Source organism: Burkholderia sp. GbtcB21 (genome assembly GCF_019091065.1).
Classification (GTDB): Bacteria; Pseudomonadota; Gammaproteobacteria; order Burkholderiales; family Burkholderiaceae; genus Burkholderia; species Burkholderia pyrrocinia_C.
In genome coordinates this window covers 1-17,980 of the sequence record NZ_JAGXKA010000017.1, presented here as the reverse complement: position 1 = coordinate 17,980, position 17,980 = coordinate 1, and the positions used below count along the sequence as shown (strand labels likewise).

16 protein-coding genes are annotated in these 17,980 nt (G+C 64.7%); 6 read left to right on the top strand and 10 right to left on the bottom strand.

What is annotated here, in order from left to right; genetic code table 11:
- Positions 1-71: 71 nt before the first annotated feature.
- Positions 72-1,304: an MFS transporter gene (locus tag KVT39_RS29875; RefSeq protein ID WP_217590822.1), complete on the top strand. Its 1,233-nt coding sequence runs from the start codon at positions 72-74 to the stop codon at positions 1,302-1,304.
- A gap of 430 nt (positions 1,305-1,734) precedes the next feature.
- Entirely contained in the window at positions 1,735-2,427 is a 693-nt protein-coding gene (locus KVT39_RS29870) for a phosphatase PAP2 family protein (protein WP_217590821.1), read from the top strand.
- 100 nt (positions 2,428-2,527) lie between these two features.
- Here the strand turns inward: KVT39_RS29870 and KVT39_RS29865 are convergent, their stop codons facing one another.
- The gene (locus KVT39_RS29865) at positions 2,528-3,187 is read right to left on the bottom strand and encodes a glutathione S-transferase family protein (protein ID WP_034181666.1); all 660 of its coding nucleotides are present in this window, start codon (positions 3,185-3,187) and stop codon (positions 2,528-2,530) included.
- Between the two features lie 126 nt (positions 3,188-3,313).
- A complete protein-coding gene (locus tag KVT39_RS29860; protein WP_034181824.1) occupies positions 3,314-4,384 on the bottom strand; it encodes a rhodanese-like domain-containing protein in 1,071 nt (356 codons plus the stop codon).
- Between the two features lie 401 nt (positions 4,385-4,785).
- Here KVT39_RS29860 and KVT39_RS29855 point away from each other — a divergent pair, with 401 nt between their 5' ends.
- Positions 4,786-5,688 carry an HTH-type transcriptional regulator ArgP gene (locus tag KVT39_RS29855; RefSeq protein WP_243712189.1) on the top strand — a complete coding sequence of 301 codons (903 nt, stop codon included), beginning with the start codon at positions 4,786-4,788 and terminating at the stop codon, positions 5,686-5,688.
- Positions 5,689-5,719: 31 nt separating this feature from the next.
- Here KVT39_RS29855 and ltaE read toward each other — a convergent pair whose 3' ends face one another.
- Positions 5,720-6,733, bottom strand: a complete 1,014-nt coding sequence (gene ltaE / locus KVT39_RS29850; protein ID WP_217590820.1) for a low-specificity L-threonine aldolase — start codon at positions 6,731-6,733, stop codon at positions 5,720-5,722.
- Positions 6,734-7,218: 485 nt separating this feature from the next.
- Between ltaE and KVT39_RS29845 the strand changes: the two genes are divergently transcribed.
- From KVT39_RS29845 to KVT39_RS29835, 3 genes are read left to right on the top strand one after another with little or no spacing between them, the layout of a single operon-like run.
- Positions 7,219-8,631: a cytochrome ubiquinol oxidase subunit I gene (locus tag KVT39_RS29845; RefSeq protein WP_217590819.1), complete on the top strand. Its 1,413-nt coding sequence runs from the start codon at positions 7,219-7,221 to the stop codon at positions 8,629-8,631.
- Positions 8,632-8,660: 29 nt separating this feature from the next.
- Positions 8,661-9,668, top strand: a complete 1,008-nt coding sequence (gene cydB / locus KVT39_RS29840; protein WP_034181659.1) for a cytochrome d ubiquinol oxidase subunit II — start codon at positions 8,661-8,663, stop codon at positions 9,666-9,668.
- Positions 9,640-9,819: a hypothetical protein gene (locus KVT39_RS29835; protein WP_034181658.1), complete on the top strand. Its 180-nt coding sequence runs from the start codon at positions 9,640-9,642 to the stop codon at positions 9,817-9,819. Before cydB ends, KVT39_RS29835 begins: the two co-directional genes overlap by 29 nt.
- 79 nt (positions 9,820-9,898) lie before the next feature.
- Here the strand turns inward: KVT39_RS29835 and KVT39_RS29830 are convergent, their stop codons facing one another.
- The 7 genes from KVT39_RS29830 to KVT39_RS29800 form a co-directional block, all read right to left on the bottom strand.
- Complete coding sequence (locus KVT39_RS29830; RefSeq protein WP_175749591.1) at positions 9,899-10,186, bottom strand: PAAR domain-containing protein; 288 nt, start codon at positions 10,184-10,186, stop codon at positions 9,899-9,901.
- A gap of 176 nt (positions 10,187-10,362) precedes the next feature.
- Positions 10,363-10,587: a hypothetical protein gene (locus KVT39_RS29825; RefSeq protein WP_175749592.1), complete on the bottom strand. Its 225-nt coding sequence runs from the start codon at positions 10,585-10,587 to the stop codon at positions 10,363-10,365.
- A 321-nt stretch (positions 10,588-10,908) separates the two neighbouring features.
- Positions 10,909-11,424: a type VI secretion system lipoprotein TssJ gene (gene tssJ, locus KVT39_RS29820; RefSeq protein WP_217590818.1), complete on the bottom strand. Its 516-nt coding sequence runs from the start codon at positions 11,422-11,424 to the stop codon at positions 10,909-10,911.
- A gap of 16 nt (positions 11,425-11,440) precedes the next feature.
- The gene (locus tag KVT39_RS29815; protein WP_217590817.1) at positions 11,441-14,983 is read right to left on the bottom strand and encodes an ImcF-related family protein; all 3,543 of its coding nucleotides are present in this window, start codon (positions 14,981-14,983) and stop codon (positions 11,441-11,443) included.
- On the bottom strand, positions 14,980-16,275 hold the full coding sequence (locus KVT39_RS29810; RefSeq protein ID WP_217590816.1) for a hypothetical protein: 1,296 nt from the start codon (positions 16,273-16,275) through the stop codon (positions 14,980-14,982). The genes KVT39_RS29815 and KVT39_RS29810 overlap by 4 nt, the downstream gene beginning before the upstream one ends.
- 33 nt (positions 16,276-16,308) lie before the next feature.
- Positions 16,309-16,902: a hypothetical protein gene (locus tag KVT39_RS29805; protein ID WP_175749595.1), complete on the bottom strand. Its 594-nt coding sequence runs from the start codon at positions 16,900-16,902 to the stop codon at positions 16,309-16,311.
- 109 nt (positions 16,903-17,011) lie between these two features.
- A complete protein-coding gene (locus KVT39_RS29800) occupies positions 17,012-17,821 on the bottom strand; it encodes a hypothetical protein (RefSeq protein ID WP_175749596.1) in 810 nt (269 codons plus the stop codon).
- Positions 17,822-17,980 lie beyond the last annotated feature (159 nt).

Here is a 17,980-nt window from a genome sequence, read left to right as displayed (position 1 = left end):
CGGCACTACCGTCGCCGGCCGCGTGCCGCCACACTCGCGTCCATCCCGTTATCCAACCCAGGATGCACGCCATGTCCACTCCGACCCGTCTCGACGCCGCGCCCCGCGTGGCGCACACCGCGGCCCGCCCGGCCTCCCATTCGATGCCCGACCGCCGGCTCGTGCTGCTGCTCGCGGCGGCTGCCGGCCTCGGCGTCGCACCGCTCTACTACGCGCAGCCGATGCTCGGCGCACTCGGGGCCGATCTCGGCGCGTCGGCGCGTGCGATCGGCTTCGTGCCGACGCTCACGCAGCTCGGCTATGCGCTCGGCATCCTGCTGCTCGCGCCGCTCGGCGACCGCTTCGACCGGCGCCGCGTGATCGTGACCAAGGCCGCCGCGCTGGTCGCCGCACTGCTGCTCGCCGCCGTCGCGCCGTCGCTCGGGCTGCTGCTCGCGGCGAGCTTCGCGATCGGCCTCGCCGCGACGATGGCGCAGGACGTCGTGCCGGCCGCCGCGACGCTCGCACATGACGCGCATCGCGGCCGCATCGTCGGCACGGTGATGACGGGGCTGCTGCTCGGCATCCTGCTGTCGCGCGTCGTGGCCGGCTTCGTCGCCGAGACGGCCGGCTGGCGCGCGATGTTCGCGCTCGCGGCCGCCAGCGTCGCCGCGATCGGCGTCGTCGCCGCGCGCGGGCTGCCGCGCTTCGAACCGACCACGCGCCTGCCGTATCGCGCGCTGATCGGCTCGCTCGGCGCGTTGTGGCGCGACCATCCGGCACTGCGTCGCGCCGCGCTCGCGCAGGGGCTGCTGTCCATCGGGTTCAGCGCGTTCTGGTCGACGCTCGCGGTGATGCTGCACGGCGCGCCGTTCCACCTCGGCAGCGCGGCCGCGGGCGCGTTCGGCCTCGCGGGTGCCGCCGGTGCGCTGGCTGCGCCCATCGCCGGCCGTCTGGCCGACCATCACGGCCCCGAGCGCGTCACGCGCATCGGTATCGGCATCGCGACGCTGTCATTCGCGTCGATGGCCGCCGCGCCGCTGATGTCGCCGCATGCGCAGCTCGTGCTGCTCGCGGTCGCGACGATCGGCTTCGATCTCGGCGTGCAGGCGACGCTGATTGCGCACCAGGCAATCGTCTATCGGATCGATCCCGCGTCGCGCAGCCGCCTCAACGCGGTGCTGTTCGTCGGCATGTTCATCGGGATGGCGGCCGGTGCCGCGATCGGCAGTTCGTTGCTCGCGCAACTGGGCTGGAATGCGGTGACCGCGCTGGCCGTCGCGACGTCGCTGGCCGCGCTCGCCGTGCGGGTCTGGCGCAACTGAAATTCGACGTCGCGCAGCCGAGGCGGGCAGGCCCATAGGGCTTGCCCGCCTTTTCTTTTTATTTTCGACCGGCGCATGCAGCGCGGTGCGTGGCCTGACAGATTCGCACAGGGCATCACCCGCATTCGTTCATCCGGCGCAAGGTCCGCACCGGCTTGCCGAATTGTCCAGTTCAACCAATTATTTTTCCGGCGATCGCGCGCATCGATGCACAAACGTCGGACGATTCGACCGTGCCCCCGCCGCTCGGCACTCCGCCATCCGGCCCCACCGCGCAGCCCCGTTTTATCAGGGGATTCCCGGTATTTTTTTGCATTTTCTTCGAAATAACGGGTGACATACTTGCCCCCCGTTGCGCTCCGGTACGAGCGCGCTTCCAGATCCTGCCGGCCGCACGTCATGCACTGCGCGCCCGCCGGGGTCACAGAACATGAACAATTTCGACACCACGATCCAGATCTTCCTCACCCACGTAACGTTCGGCCCGCTGATGAATCACGCGATCCGCGTGATCGCCGGCCTGTACACGTTCAAGGGCTTCGTACTGATTCCCGTGCTGTGCTGGCTGTGGTTCCAGCCGGGCCCGAACCGCGAGCGGCAACGCGAACTGGTTATCGCGACGGTCGCGAGCGGGCTCATCGCGCTCGCGATCGGCCGGCTGCTCGCGCAGGTGCTGCCGTTCCGCGTGCGGCCGATCTACAACCCCGACCTGCACCTGCACTTCCCGTCCGCCGAACTGCGCGCGGCGACGCTGCAGGCGTGGAGTTCGTTTCCGAGCGATCACGCGATGCTGTGGATGGCGATCGCGACCGGCATCTTCATCATCGCGCGCCGCGCCGGCGTGTTCGCGCTGCTGTATTCCGTCGTGTTCATCTGCGTGCCGCGCGCCTATCTCGGCTTTCACTACCCGACCGACCTGATCGCGGGCGCCGCGATCGGCATCGCGATCGCGTGGCTGCTGACGCGCGACGCGGTCCGGTCGCGCTTCGCGCCGCAGGTGCTGGAGATGATCCGGCGCTTCCCCGCGCCGGCCTATACGCTCGCGTTCCTGCTGTGCTTCGAGTTGATCACGCAGTTCGACGAACTGCTGACGCTCGCGCAGTCGGCCACGCACACGATGTGACGGGCGGGCGCCGCGATGCTGCCGCTGCTTTCCTTCCGTCGCCCCGGCACGCGCTGCCGGCCATGCGCGACTGCTGCGCGCCGAGCGACGGCCGCGCCAATCAATCTCGATCGGGCGCGCCGAGCGGAAAGAACGAGCGAAACGGCCGCGCCTCGTCGACCGCTCTCGCGAACGACGGCCGCGCAAGCAGACGCTTCCGATACGCGATCACGTTCGCGAACGACGGATCGATCCGGTGCGTCCAGTCCGCGTAGAACAGGAACGGTGCCGCGCCGCAATCGGCGAGGCTGAAGCGGTCGCCGGCCGCCCATTCGCGATCGGCCATCTTCTGGTCCAGCCACGCATATGACGTTTCAAGCATCGCGCGCGCATCGGCGACACCCCGTGCATCGCGCTCGGCCTCCGGCCGCAGCGCGTCGTGCACGACCTTCTGCTGCGGCGTCGATACGTAGTTGTCGAAGAAGCGATCCATCATCCGCACCTCGAGCGCCGCGTGCGGATCGTCGGGCAGCAGGCGCACGGGGCCCGGATGGTTCAGGCCGAGATACTCGATGATGATCGACGCCTCGACCACGGTGCGGCCCGCATCGACCAGCACCGGAAAACGCTTCAGCGGCCACAGCGCGGTCAGTTCCTGCATCGGCTTCGGATCGTCGTGCGCGAGCACGCGATATTCGAACGGCGTGCCGTTCTCGTACAGCGCGGTCAGCACTTTCTGGCAGTAGGACGAAAACGGATGGGCGTAAAGCGTCGGCATCATCGTGCGGCCTCTCAGGGTATCGGCGCCGCGGCATGCGGCGCCACATGATCTCGGATACCTTGACGACGAACGGCGACCGGCCGTTTCGACATCGGTCCGGAATTTTTTTTGCGCGGCCTCGACGCGCTACGACCGGCCGTCCATCACGACGCGCCCTTCGGCGCGCCAGCGCAGCATCCCGCCGCCGAGATTCGCGACCGTGTCGAAGCCGGCTTTCTGCAGGATCACGTTCGCCTGCGCGGATCGCCCGCCGGCCCGGCACACGGTCACGACCGGCCGGTCGCGCGCGATCTCGTCGGTGCGTGCGGCCAGTTCGCCGAGCGGAATCGGCATCGCGCCGGGCAGGTGGCCTAGCGGGCCCGTGAATTCATCCGGTTCGCGCACGTCGACGACCTGCACCGCCGGCAGATGATCCTCGAGCCATTGCGGATCGATTTCCCAGAAGCCGGCGAACGTATAGACGAGCGGCGCCCAGTCGGGCGACGCCTGCGCATCGGGCGCGTTCGCGGCAACGCCGCACCGCAGGTTCGCCGGCACCGCGACGTCGATCTGGCGCGGGTGCGCGAGCCCGAGGTTGCGCATGTAGCCGGCGAAATCGTCTTCGCTGAGATCGCCGCCGAGGCGCGGATTGAAGCGCCGCTCCTCGCCGACGCTCGTCACCGTGAGCCCGCGATAGTCGTGCGCCGGATACAGCAGGCACGCGGCCGGCAACGTGAAGAGCCGGCCGTGCACCGCGCGATACAGCGCGCGCGGGTCGCCCTGCTGGAAGTCGGTGCGGCCCGTGCCGCGGATCAGCAGGCAGTCGCCGGTGAACGCCATCGATTCGTCGTCGAGCACGAGGCTGATGCAGCCGTTCGTGTGGCCGGGCGTCGCGCGCACGGTCAGGTAGCGCGAGCCGAATGCGCAGCGGTCGCCGTCGTTCAGGTAGCGGTCGGCACCCTGCGCGCCGCTCGCGGCCGAGATCGCGATCGCGCTGCCCGTGCGCTGCTTCAGCAGCCATGCGCCCGTCACGTGATCGGCATGCACGTGCGTGTCGACGGTCGCGACGAGCCGCAATCCGAGCTCGTCGAGCAGCGCCGCGTCGCGGCGCACCTGCTCGAATACGGGGTCGATCAGCAGCGCTTCGCGCGACGCGCTGTCGGCGAGCAGATACGTGTATGTCGACGATTGCGGGTCGAAAAGTTGCCGGAAGATCATCGCGAAGTCGCTCCGTCGCCTGTTCAGGTTGGTGTTGTGCGGACCACGTGCCGTGGGTCGTCGACGCGCGGGCAAGTGGATGCGAGTGCCGCCCCGTCCGTATGCCTGCCGCGCCGCATGACCCAGAAGTTCGCGGCTGCGTCTGTTGCGCATCGTCGTCCGGCACCGGCGTCGGCATGATGACATCGACGCCGGGCAACCGGCATCGCACCTGCCGCGTTTCACACATCCATATAGCGTAGATCAAAATGCACGCGCCGCCGGCATCCCATACGCGGCAACCGATTCCGACGACGAATGACGCGCGGCGGGACGATTCGCCGCGTCCGGACGGCGGCGCGCGCTGCCTTACACTACGGCCTGTTCTCGTCCCCGTTCACAGGAATTCCGTCGACATGTCGCTGACGATCGATCCGAAGCAGGCCGCCGCGCTGCTGGCCGTCGCCGACACGGGCAGCTTCGAGCAGGCGGCCGTGCGCCTGCACGTGACCGCATCCGCCGTCACGCAGCGGGTCCGCGCGCTGGAGGCGAGCCTCGGCACGCCGCTCGTGCTGCGCACGCGGCCGTGCCGCCCGACGGTGGCCGGGCAGCGCGTGCTGCAGCACCTGCGGCGCGTCGCGCTGCTGCAGGCCGACCTGCAAAGCACGCTCGCGACCGAGCGCGAATCGCCGATCTCGGTGACGATCGCGCTGAATTCCGACAGCCTCGGCACGTGGTTCCTGCCCGCGCTGACGTCCGTGCTCGCGGGCGAGCGGATCCTGTTCGAGCTGATCGTCGAGGATCAGGACCACACGTTCGCGCTGCTCGAAAGCGGAATGGCGGTCGGCTGCGTGACGACCGAGCCGAAGCCGATGCGCGGCTGCATCGCGACGCCGCTCGGCACGATGCGCTACCGGCTGCTCGCGGCCGCCGCGTTCGCGGCGCGCTGGTTTCCGCGCGGGCTGAACCGCACGAGCGCACGCAACGCGCCCGTCGTCGCGTATTCGCGGCGCGACACGCTGCAGTCGTCGTTCCTGAAGGAGAAGTTCGGGTTGCCGGAAGGTGCATACCCGTGCCATTACGTGCCGGGCACCCATTCGCACTTCGCGGCGGTGCGGCACGGGCTCGGCTACGCGATGGTGCCAGAGCCGCTGATCGGCACCGCGCCGCTCGACGCGCAGGGGCTCGTCGATCTCGCGCCCGCGCATCCGACCGACGTCACGCTGTACTGGCACGCGTGGACCGTGCAGTCGCCGACGATGGCGTCGCTGTCCGCGCGGGTGGTCGAAGCGGCGCGCCGGTTGCTCGCGCCGCTGCCGAAATGACATGAGCCGGTGACGACCCGGCTCGCGGCGGTTACGCGCGCCGCTGCGAGAAATACGCACCGACCGCGCCGACGAACGTATCGATGTCCGCGCGCGACACATCACAGTGGGTAACGAAGCGCGACGCGTACAGCATCTGCGTGAGAATCCCGCGCTCCTTGAGCCACGCCTCGAGCGGCGCGCAATCGGCTTCGGGAAATTGCGCGAACACCATGTTCGTCGCGTGCGACAGCACCTTCACGGATTCGATGCGCGCGAGGCCTGCCGCGAGATGCGCGGCGTTCGCATGATCGTCCGCGAGCCGCTCGACGTTGTGGTCGAGCGCATACAGGCACGCCGCCGCGAGAATGCCCGACTGCCGCATCCCGCCGCCGAGCACCTTGCGCCAGCGCTGCGCGCGCTCGATCAGCGCGCGGCTGCCGACCAGCACCGAGCCGACCGGTGCGCCGAGCCCTTTCGAGAAGCAGATCGATACGGTATCGAACGGCGCGCACAACTCGGCGATCGGGCGCCCCGACGCGACGGCCGCGTTGCATACGCGCGCGCCGTCGAGGTGCGTCGACAGCCCGCGGCTGCGCGCGAACGCGACGGCTTCCTGCATATAGCCTTCCGGCAAGACCTGGCCGCCGATCGTGTTCTCGAGCGCGAGCAAGCGCGTGCGGGCAAAGTGATTGTCGATCGGCTTGATCGCCGCGGCGATCTTCGCGAGCGGCAGCGTGCCGTCCGGCGCGTTCTCGATCGGTTGCGGCTGGATGCTGCCCAGCACGGCCGCGCCGCCGCCTTCGTACTTGTAGGTGTGCGCGAGCTGGCCGACGATGTACTCGTCGCCGCGCTCGCAATGGGACATCAGCGCGGCCAGGTTGCTCTGCGTGCCGCTCGGGAAGAACAGGCCGGCCTCCTTGCCGGTCCGCTCGGCCACGGCCGCCTGCAGGCGCAGCACGGTCGGGTCGTCGCCCCATACGTCGTCGCCGACTTCGGCGGCAGTCATCGCGGCCAGCATTGCCTGGCTCGGACGTGTCACGGTATCGCTGCGTAAATCGATCATCTTCGTGCCCTGAGTGAACGCGGACCGGAACCGATGCGCCCGGCCCTGCCGAAACGAGACTCAGAGTGTACGCAATTCACGCAGCGCGTGCCGACGGTCGAGCCGCGGCCCCCACCCGCCACGCCCCTCCCGCGCGGTCGCCCGCGTTACACGCTAACGCGTCGAAACGGATCGGCCGCGCACGGCGGCACGCCGGGGGTTCCGCACGGTACGGGCGTGCGGATCGAACCGTTCCGATGACGCGACGCGCCATATTGCCGCACGTGCGTCAGACCGCCACGCCGCGGCCGCACGCGCCGCGAACGGCCTTCTTGATACGAATCAACGATTTATCCCGGAATCGCGCGCGGCAGGCTGGACATCTGCGACGAGTTGGCGCATTTCGCGGTGCAACATCGCGGCACATACTCCAGCCAACCCCGCCGCCTGTCGGCCGGGGTCCGCCGGCACCCGCCGGCGGGTATCGTCAGCTTCGGTCATCTGGTATGGACACCGCACTTTCGGCCCTCGATCTGGCCCGCCTGCAATTCGCGTTCACCGTCTCCTTTCACATCGTCTTTCCGGCGCTGAGCATCGGCCTCGCCAGCTTCATCGCCGTGCTCGAATATCGCTGGCTCAAGACCGGCAAGCAGTACTACAAGACCCTCTGTCTGTTCTGGTCGAAGATCTTCGCGGTCGCGTTCGGGATGGGCGTCGTCTCCGGCGTGGTGATGAGCTATCAGTTCGGCACCAACTGGTCGGGCTTCTCGAGCTTCGCCGGCTCGGTCACCGGCCCGCTGCTGATGTACGAGGTGATGACCGCGTTCTTCCTCGAAGCCGGCTTCCTCGGCATCATGCTGTTCGGCTGGAACCGCGTGAGCCCGCGCGCGCACTTCGGCGCGACGCTGATGGTCGCGATCGGCACGCTGATCTCGACGTTCTGGATCCTCGCGTCGAACAGCTGGATGCAGACGCCGCAGGGCTTCGAGATCGTCGACGGCCGCGTCGTGCCGACCGACTGGTTCGCGATCATCTTCAACCCGTCGTTCCCGTACCGCCTGTTCCACATGGCGATCGCGGCGTTCATCGTCGCCGCGCTGGTCGTGGCCGCGACGGGCGCGTGGCACCTGCTGAAGGGCCGCCGCGACAAGGGCGTAAAGAAGATGTTCTCGATGGCGCTGTGGCTGCTGCTCGTACTCGCGCCGCTGCAGGCCTTGATCGGCGACCAGCACGGCATCAACACGCTGAAGCACCAGCCCGCGAAGATCGCCGCGATCGAAGGGCTGTGGGAAACCGAGAAGGGCGGCACGCCGCTCAACCTGTTCGGCATTCCGGACATGAAGGCGGAAGCGACCCGCTACGCGGTGAAGGTGCCGCACCTCGGCAGCCTGATCCTCACGCACAGCTGGGACGGCGAGATCCGCGGGCTGAAGGAATTCCCGCCTGAGGACCGTCCGAACTCGACCGTCGTGTTCTGGAGCTTCCGGATCATGGTCGGCCTCGGCTTTGCGATGATCGGCCTCGCCGCGCTCGCGTGGCTGCTGCGCCGCCGCGGCCGCCTGTATGAATCGAAGTGGTTCCAGCGCTTCGCGCTCGTGATGGGCCCGACCGGCTTCGTGTCGCTGCTCGCGGGCTGGGTGACGACCGAAGCGGGCCGCCAGCCGTGGGTCGTGTATGGCGTGATGCGCACCGCGCAGGCCGTGTCGCCGCTGTCGGTGCAGCAGGTCAGCCTGTCGATGATGACGTTCGTGATCGTGTACTTCCTCGTGTTCGGCACCGGCGTGTACTACATGCTGAAGCTGATGAAGGCCGGCCCCGCGCTGCCCGACGCGAAGCACGACGACACGCCCGACACGCGCCCCGATCACACCGCGCGCCGCCCGATGTCGGCCGTCGACGAGTTGATCGAGACCGTCTGAGCCCACCCCATCCGCAATCGAGAAAACCTATGGACGTCACCGTAATCTGGGCCGCGATCATCGCATTGGGGCTCTTCATGTACGTCGTGCTCGACGGCTTCGACCTCGGCATCGGCATCGTCTTCCCGTTCTTCCCGGACGAGAAGGAACGCGACCTGATGATGAACACGGTCGCGCCCGTGTGGGACGGCAACGAGACCTGGCTCGTGCTCGGCGGCGCCGGGCTGTTCGCGGTGTTCCCGATCGTCTATTCGACCGTGCTGTCGGCGCTGTACCTGCCGCTGATCTTCATGCTGGTCTGCCTGATCTTCCGCGGCGTGTCGTTCGAGATCCGCGCGAAGGCGCGACGCACCAAGCAGCTGTGGGATCTCGCATTCATCGGCGGCTCGGCCGGCGCGACGTTGTTCCAGGGGATCGCGCTCGGCGCGTTCCTGCAGGGCATCACCGTGAAGGACGGCGTGTTCGCGGGCGACGCGTTCGACTGGCTCACGCCGTTCAGCCTGCTGACGGGCCTCGGCCTGATCGTGACCTATGCGCTGCTCGGCTGCTGCTGGCTCGTCGCGAAGACCGAAGGCGACCTGCAGCGCCGGCTGCATCGCGTGGTGTGGCCGCTGACCGTCGTGCTGCTCGGCTTCATCGCGGTCGTCAGCCTGTGGACGCCGCTGCAGGATCCGGCCATCGCGCAGCGCTGGTTCGATACGGGGCTGTTCTGGCGCCTGCTGCCGGTGCCGTTCCTGGTCGCCGGGTGCGCAGTGTGGATGCGTCGCGCGGTGCGCGACCGGCACGACATGACGCCGTTCGTGCTCGCGCTGGCGCTCGTGCTGCTCGGCTACGTCGGCCTGCTCGTCACGCTGTTCCCGTATGCGATTCCGCAGACGATGACGATCTGGGAAGCGGCGGCGCCGCGTTCCAGCCAGACCTTCACGCTGGTCGGCGCAGCGGTTATCCTCCCGATCATCATCGCCTACACGACGATGGGTTATTGGGTATTCCGAGGCAAGGTGCGCCATGAAGACCAGCATTACTACCACCACTGATTCCGCCGATCGCCCGCCCGAGGCGCCCCGGCCGCGGATGCGCGGCTGGATGTGGTTCGTCGTGCTGTGGGCGGGCGGCGTGGTCGGCGCCGTCACGCTCGGTTATGCGTTCAAGATCTTCATGAACCTGACGCTGTTTGCGGTGAAGTGAAGCCGGCTGCAGGCAGGCCCGGGTTCGAGCATGGACCGTCTGCCAATGAAGACACGGGGCCGTGTACCGCGCGCGACGGTTACACATCGCAGTACGAGCGTGTCTGCGACGCAATCAGTCTTGGGCTAGGGGTGCATTTGCAACGACACAGATCATCGCTGAGCGCCTGCTGCCGTCCGTCCGGTCCCGTCGTGGCGACGCGTGGGCCGACGCACTCGATGTATCCCATGGTCTTGCAGGCGTTGCACCACACCCGGTCACGCTCATAAGCGACCAGGAGCCCGTCGATCGTGTCGGATTCCGGGTGGGTTTCAACGCGGCCGTTGCCCGTCGTCGTATCGCCGCGCCGAATGTCGTAACGCCTCATTCCCTTTCTCCAGACAGTTACATTGCACTGCCACCGCGGATTGGTCAGTTCGCAGTTGATCAGCGCCGGGATGCCCGATCCGGCAGCACTTCCCAAGGATATCGGGTCAGACTTCCGTAGCACGCCGCGCGTCGTGCCCCAGCCGATTCACCCGGATCAGTGTGGCGGGATGAAGATCAGCTTGCGCAGACTGTTTTGCGGCCCATGCGGCCGCATGCGCAGATGCCCGCGTCGCCAGTGCGGTGAAACTGCGCCGCCCGGCACTGCTCGATGCGCGCCGGACCGATGATGATCCGGTTGTAGCGGCTCGCGAGCCGACGCTCGAGGCGTAAGGCTTTTCGGTTACCGAAGCGCGTCAGGCGCGCCATCGTGTCGTCACCGCGCATCTCGTCGATCTGCACGGCGCCGGCATAACCTTGATGCACATCTCCATCACCGGCTTCAAATCGTCGGCCTCTAACTCGGCCTCCCCCGACGTATTGGCCACATATGCCATCAACGAATCCTTCTTGTCGTTAAAAATAAGCCGGACCATGACTGGAAGATCGCACTGGTCGGGACGTGTATCCGTGCCTACGTCAACCGGAATGAACACGAGGTCGTGCCGCAATCCGACACGGGTGTCGAACAGATACACGCAGACCGTGGTGACCAACCACCGACATGCGCCCAAAGCGCGGCGTCAACGGCACTGGCCATTTCCGGGTCGAAGAGCACCTTTTTCATTGCGTCAGCTCCATCCGGTTGCCCGTCACGACAAGCTTGACGGGATCAGTTTTCTTCCATAGCGACTTCGGAACCAGCACATGCCACTCGGCGTTCGACTGATTGCGAAAGAACACTGCGACACCCACAAACTTCGCGTCGTCGGCCATCGGTTCGGACAGCTTGACGGTCGCATCTGGACCGAGCATCACTTCAGCCTCGGCGAGCACATCTGCCTTCAGCGCATCGCTCGTGCCGTCGAGCAAACGCGCATAGGTGGCCGTTTCGAACGCCTTCGAATCCCTGAGCTGGTAGACGCGCATCACGACCGGCAGCGCCACTCCGCGCTCATCCGGATTGAGTGCACTGCGGCTCACGATCACGAGGTTCATTTGCTTGACCTTGGCGATGAACACCGCACGCGTCGCGTCGACGGTCGTATCCTTTACCGATTGCCATGCGCCGCAGGCCGACACCAGTGCCACCAGCGGAAGACAAGCCAGCAGGCGCAGGGTTGTACGTACGCCATTCATCAGGTTTGCTCTCCTTTCATGGCTGAAACTCAGGCGGCAAAGGGGGAAGGGACGGGAACGCCGGCATGACGCCGGTCTTGCCGACCGTGAAGATCAGCTCGGGCATCCGGAAACCGCGCAGCTTGAGCAGATCAAGCGGGCCAGCGCCGAGCTGCGTGCGCAGCACGTATCGCAGCGGTTCGCCGTTCGCCACGTTCCATGCAAGCTGGTAGCGGGTACTGTCAAGTGGCTTGACGTCGGCCTTACTCAGCAGTCGCAGGAATGCCCAGTCTCCCGTCGCATCGAACGCCTGCCGCAAGCCGACATCGACAGTCTGCCACGTCAGGCTGGCGCGCCCGGTCAAGCCATTGCCGGGCCACGTGAACGGCGTCCAGCTTTCCTGCTGGTTGAAATAGACGATCTGCTTGCCGTCGACCGACAACTCCGAGCGTGTCACGTTTGGCACCGGCAGCGCCATCATGTCGATGCGCTCGCCCGCGTCGCCGCGTGCATAAAGCTGCGCGCCGACCGTCGACAGCAGCCTGATGCCGGCCAGGAACTTTGGATCGAATTGCAGCGCCTGCGGCGCCAGTTCGCTCGGTATCCAGTGATCACCTTCGAGCTTCAGCACGCCAGCCAGTTGCGTCGAGACGAAGCGCGCAATCAGGCCGGTATCGGGCCGCACGTAGCGGCCGAGCTCGGCGAAGGACGCATCGGACTGCGTGTCGAAGAACGGGTACCGACCGCTCATCGCCGCGTTGAACGGCGCGGCGACGCTCGCGCGCCATGCGTCGTTCAGGCTCGCCGCGGCCGGCTGCAGGATCGTCTGCCACGCGGCCTCGAGCGGCTGCGCAAATGCGGCATCGCCAAAGCCCGACCACGCGGAGCCAAGACTGGCGGCCGTGAGCGCTGCGTCGTCGCGGGCCTGCGACAGTTCCGACAGCTTGCCCTGGAACACCGCCTGCGCGAGTGAGCGAGCCATCGCCTGCGCGTCGGCGCCGCTTGCGATCTGCTGCAACTTCAAACGCATCGTCGTCGCCGCTGTCAGATAGCGCGACAGGCTCACGCCGTTCAGTGCGATATCGGCCGTCGCGTTGCCCTTGTCATTACCGCTCACCGGTGTGGCACCGGTGTCGCCCATCAGTGCGAGCAGCGGGCCGAACGGCTTGTCGAGTGGGTTGACGGCAGATACGGCTGTTGAATCGTCGTTGCCGATCAGGCTTTGCGCCTTGCGCACCAGCGTGTCGGTCAGCGCCTGCGACGGACGACCCGCCTGTGCCTGATATTGCACCGATTTCATCAGCGCGATCAGCGGCGAGGTCTGCGCGTCGGCCAGCCTGGCAAGCTGTTCGATTGCACCGGTCAGGTTCGACGCCGGCTGCCACCGGAGGCTGTTGAGCATGCGTTGCCAGGCAGCCGTATACTCCGCGAAGTAACGGGTTATCAACCGCTGTTTCAGTGCGTCGGCCGCGTGCTTTTCGTCGATGGCCGCCTGAGCGCGAATCGCGCCAGGTGCCCCGGACGAAGCTCCGTTGGAGGATGATGGCGTGTTGTCGATCGATTGTGTCGACTGCGCGTCCGTCAGCACCCAGTCGCTGCTCACGCGGCGCTCGCTTGACGCTTTGTCGATCGCCGCGGCGATCATGCCGTCCCACGCGGCGCGCGTGTAAATGCCGGGCACGGTCTGCGACGTCGTGAATAGTCCGTGGGCGTCGGCGCGATTCAGCAGCGTGTCGAGCGACGCGTCCGCGTACTTGCCTTTGACCTCGTCGAGGATGCGCTGGTACACCGTATCGTCGGCCGAAGCCAGACCCATCTGCGTGACCAGCATGTTGCGGGTCGACGTCACGAGGCCGTCGTCCAGCGCGATCCGCCATTCGGGATGCGCTTTCAGGTGATCCGCGTAAAAGCCGGCTAGCCGCCGGCCGGTATCGTCACGCTCGCCAACCGGAATCTCGACCGGCTTCGGCCACAGCGCCACGAATAGGCGTTTCAGGAACGCAGGATCAGCGCGCCGCGGATCGGCGAGCATCAAATAGGTCTTGAGCGCGTTATAGGTGCTGCTGCGCGCGTCCTGCGATTGCAGCGCATCGGCGCGCGCCTCGCCCGCAAACTTGAGCAGGTCTTCGGTTGACTTCACCACCGGTGCCTGCAGGTTGCGGGTCGCGGCAATCCGGTACGGCTGCCAGAGTGCCGCGAGGACTTCGTCGTTGCGCGACAGGCCGCCGCGCAAGTACCACGGTGCGCCGTGCTGCTGGCGGTATTCGAGCTTTTCCATCAGTTGCTGCAGCACCACTTGGGCGCGCCATGCCTGCGCTGTCTGTGGCCGAGCATCGACTGCCGCGTCCGCAGCGGCGCGCGCCTCCCGCATCAACTGCCGGTTGCCGATGAAGGAGACGGTCATCCAGACACACCACGCGATCGCTGCGACCGCGACGAGCTTCGCCAGCGCGTTGGGCCAGTAGAACCCGACCCGGCGGCCGACGCCGCGCCGGCCGGCGATCGCATGCCACACGGGGAGTAGCGCGACCGGTTGGCTCGTCGCAAAATCGGGCCACGTTCCAGGAGCTGTCGTTGTCGGCGATCGCAGGTTTTCCGTTGCGCCCCGTTGAAGAGCCTGTCTCTCCAGCTTTTCAGTACCAAACACTGGCACGAACACGACGCCAGATAGTGGCGCACGCAGCCGGTGCGACGCGATCAGCACTTCCCATCCCGCGACGATGTGCTCGCGCTGCTGGCCGATGTAGGCGGACACCTTCAAGAGCCAGGTCATGCGCGTGGGCGCACAGCCCAACCGGATTCCCACATCGGCCGTATTCACTTCGATCATGGCAAGCTGATCGCGCAACACTCTCGTCTGTTCCCCGCCCTTGCGTGACGTACCGCCGAATGCACCGATCACCTCAAATGTATCGGGCTGCTCGCCCTCAGCCTGCACCGGATGCAGAAACGTGACGGGCGCGGCCCAGCCGAAATCCGTCGCCAGCGTGGCGAGCGTGTGCGGCAGTTCGCTGTCAGGGCGGCCATCTCCGTCCAATTGCAAGACCTGAATTACGCTGTCGACAGGCCGACGTCGGCGCAGTTTCCGGATCTGCCTCCGCCACTGAAACACCTCGACGCCATCCGGCGCAGGGTGAACGAGAATTGCATTGCCGACGGGAAGAACACCAGCCTGCTTCAACCCGGGCGCCACCGAAGCTGTCAGATCGTCCGCGCCACATACCATCAGCCACGGCATACGGTAACGCCAGAACCAGCCGCGCGATGCCCGCAATTCGTCACACAGGTATTGAAGACGCGCGTCGCGCTTCAGATTTTTCCGTTGCGGCTCAAGGCCACGCTTCTCACTCTGAAATGCGCGTCCGTAAATCCAGTCCCAGGATGAATGGATCAAGGGCTCGATGAGGATCAGGATGAGGGCCACGACAGCAATTAGCGCAAACGCCCATCCAAGTCGCCCGTTGCCGGACAGGCGCCATTGGTCAGCCATCAGCAGCGCCAGTACGCTGGCAAGAATCGTCAAGAGAATGACGAATGCGCGGAAGCCTTTGGTTCGACGAGGGGTTGACTGCTCACTCATGACTGTTGCATGGCTTCTGGTTGTTGAAGGGAAGATTTGCGCACGACCGCATAAACCAGACCGTTGCCATCTTGGGTGGCGATCAATTGCGGTCGATCCGTAGCAGCAAAGTTTTCAGCCGCTAATGCGCATGCAAGCCAACCGGCAGCGTGTCCCGTGATTCCCAGTGACGTGTCGATATTTGCTGTCATCACCGCGTTTTCGTCGCCGCTCGTCGGTTCTGTCGCCGACTGTTTGAATGCATGTGCCAGACATTCCCGGCCATCGGCTTCGAGCCCGCTTGCCCATGCGTGGGTTTCGTTCACAAACGAAACCGCGCCCCACATCAACGCTGTTCCAAGCGTCATGCCGAATCCGTCCGCTATCGAACGTACAGGACGGTGTAGCCAGGCTAGGACAGGTTGCTTCAGGCGATGGGCCATGTCCGGCCATGCGACCAGCATTGCAGTCGCGGCTTCCGCACCGTTGTCTGGCGGGTCATCGCGAAACTGAACGTTGACATATAGCGCGACTCGGTTGCGTCGCGCACCATCGGATTCGTCAAGCCACGCGTCCAATGTCATCAGCCCCTGCTCATTAGACTGGGAGCTGAGCACGAACTCCCCTAAACCGAAAGCGCGCCATGCTGTTTCCCACTGTTTGGCGATATCGAGCGGATATTCGCTCCCCGTAACGACCAGTTGAACAGGCAGCACGATTTGCGACGGCAATGCCGCAAGCGTCGGCTGCATACGCGTTATCAGCTTGCCAAACAACTCGAGAAGGTCGTCGTTGGTAAGAGGAAAAGCATCACGGCGCGTGCGGCGTTGCTCGGTTTCGCGTCCTTCCCGTTTCTGCGCGACGATTGCCGTATGACTGACCGATGAACCGATCCCACGAACAGGCCGGAATCCCAGCATGGACTCGTGCTGGATAATACGTTTTGCGACATCCCGTTCGCCCATCGCAGTAACGTAGGCGGATGCTAGTAACGCGAGCGGCCGTTGCGCGAACGCGGTGTTGTGAACGACGACGCTCTTGCGCTGGCGGTTGAACGCCTCAACCTGCGCGAGCGCCTGTTCGTAAAGATGCCATCGCGCGGCGAAAAGCAACGCATACACCAGCGAGGGCACTGCGATCACCCACGTCCAGAACTGCCAATCGTGTGTTGACTTTCCCTTGGGCCACAACCACAACACCAACGCTACACCACCGCCGATGATGATCATAGCCAGCAGAAACCAGACAATCGGCCGCGGCGGTTTTGCGTCTGAGACTACCTCAGGCGGCAATGTCGAGAAATCAACAGGCATACGGATCAGCGAGGCGGGTCGCGGTGCAATGTATCAGGGCTCTTTCGACGCATCAGGACACGGCGTGTGATCGCCGTTCGATTCCGCGTAGCATTCGCGCCAATCTTCTCGCTTGCCATCTTGGATATCAAACCCGATCATCTCCTTGCGATAGCCCGTTGTGGTCCAGTACGTAAAGCGATTTCTATTTTCCTCGACGCGGCGTACGATCTCAACTTCTTTTACTTTCTGTAGATATGCCTTTACTTTGACATAGGCCGGCATGCGCAACGCCTCGTCAATTGTGATTCGCTTATCCACCAACCCATTTGCATCAATAGAAAAAAAATAATCTCCATTTACAATTACCCCATATCTCGAAAGATCGATGGAATGATGGTACGAATCACGCGTTCGCTTGAAATATACACCCCAGTCAATCTTCTGATCCGATCGAACTGCGCGAATTATCACTTCTTCCTGAGGCTCGATCTGCGTCGCAGAAACAGGAGGATATTGCGGGTAGTCTCGATCAAAATATGCCGCTCGAACCTCAAAGTAATATTCCTTGTCCGGCACCAGGTGCTGACCGATCAATCCATACTCGTCCTTGTGTGTCATATGCCACATCCATTTGAGGCCGTTCATCGAGCAATAGCCCGTGAACCTGCACATATTGAGAATCGGGTATCCCAATGCAGCGACCACGACGAAGGTCACAATGCCTACTCTCGCGGCGAATCGGGATGTCAAAGTGTCACCTAGCCTGCCCATACTTGCTCAGCACCCCTTGAATGACCTTCGCTTTTGACGACAGGTAGTCAACGAACTCCGGGCGCTGGATGTATCCGACAACCTTGCCAATAGCGCTTGTGTGTTGCCCGCCCATCGAGATCGAGGCGAAATGTGGGTCGACCGACGAATCAAGAATGTCGACATCGATAAGCCCGCAGTGGTACAGGGTTTGCCACACAAACGTGTGGCAGTTGTTTTCTGCCGGATCGTCGAACTTGAATGTCCATCTCCCGTTCGATGTCTGCTTGTACCCGGCGGTGTAATCGCGAATCGCCGTCACGATTTCGTCTTCGGAACGATCGTCCCCAACCCCCACATACGGGTGACGAATTGTGCGCACGTCAGGCGCGCCGTGGTGAGGATCCCACGGAAAGGGCTCTGTGCCAATCCCGCCTCCTGCGATACGTGGCCCTTGCTTATTTTTTTCCTGAGATTTTCGCCTTGCCGGCGAATCGCCGTTAATACACCCTTCGACCTCGAAGAAAGAGGAGAACATCGACACACCGGATTTGATCTTGTCGGTGGTCCCGGAATTGGTGATGTCCGTTGCCGGATACCAGCCATAGCTTTCCTGGATCTTTGGATCACCGTGATCAATCTCCAGCCAGTAGTGACCGGGTTCTGCTTCCATCATGGCCCCGCTTGTGCCATAAAAAGGAATCCGCATGATGCGAATCATGTCGAGTCGGCGCGGAAAGTGCCGCAACGTGTAGCTGGCTTCGGAGGCCGCATGCGAGACGCCCGAACCCAAATCGATCCACATATCGGCCATTATTATTCGTCCTTTGCCAGAAATTGCAGCTTCAACACACTTTGCGCGTAGCTGGTCTTGATGACCTTGGTCTTGCCGGCGGCGTCCGTGACGCCGTTGTGAATCGTGCCGTCCGGCTCGAGGACACGATACTGAACGCCAGACAGCGGTTCGCCGGTA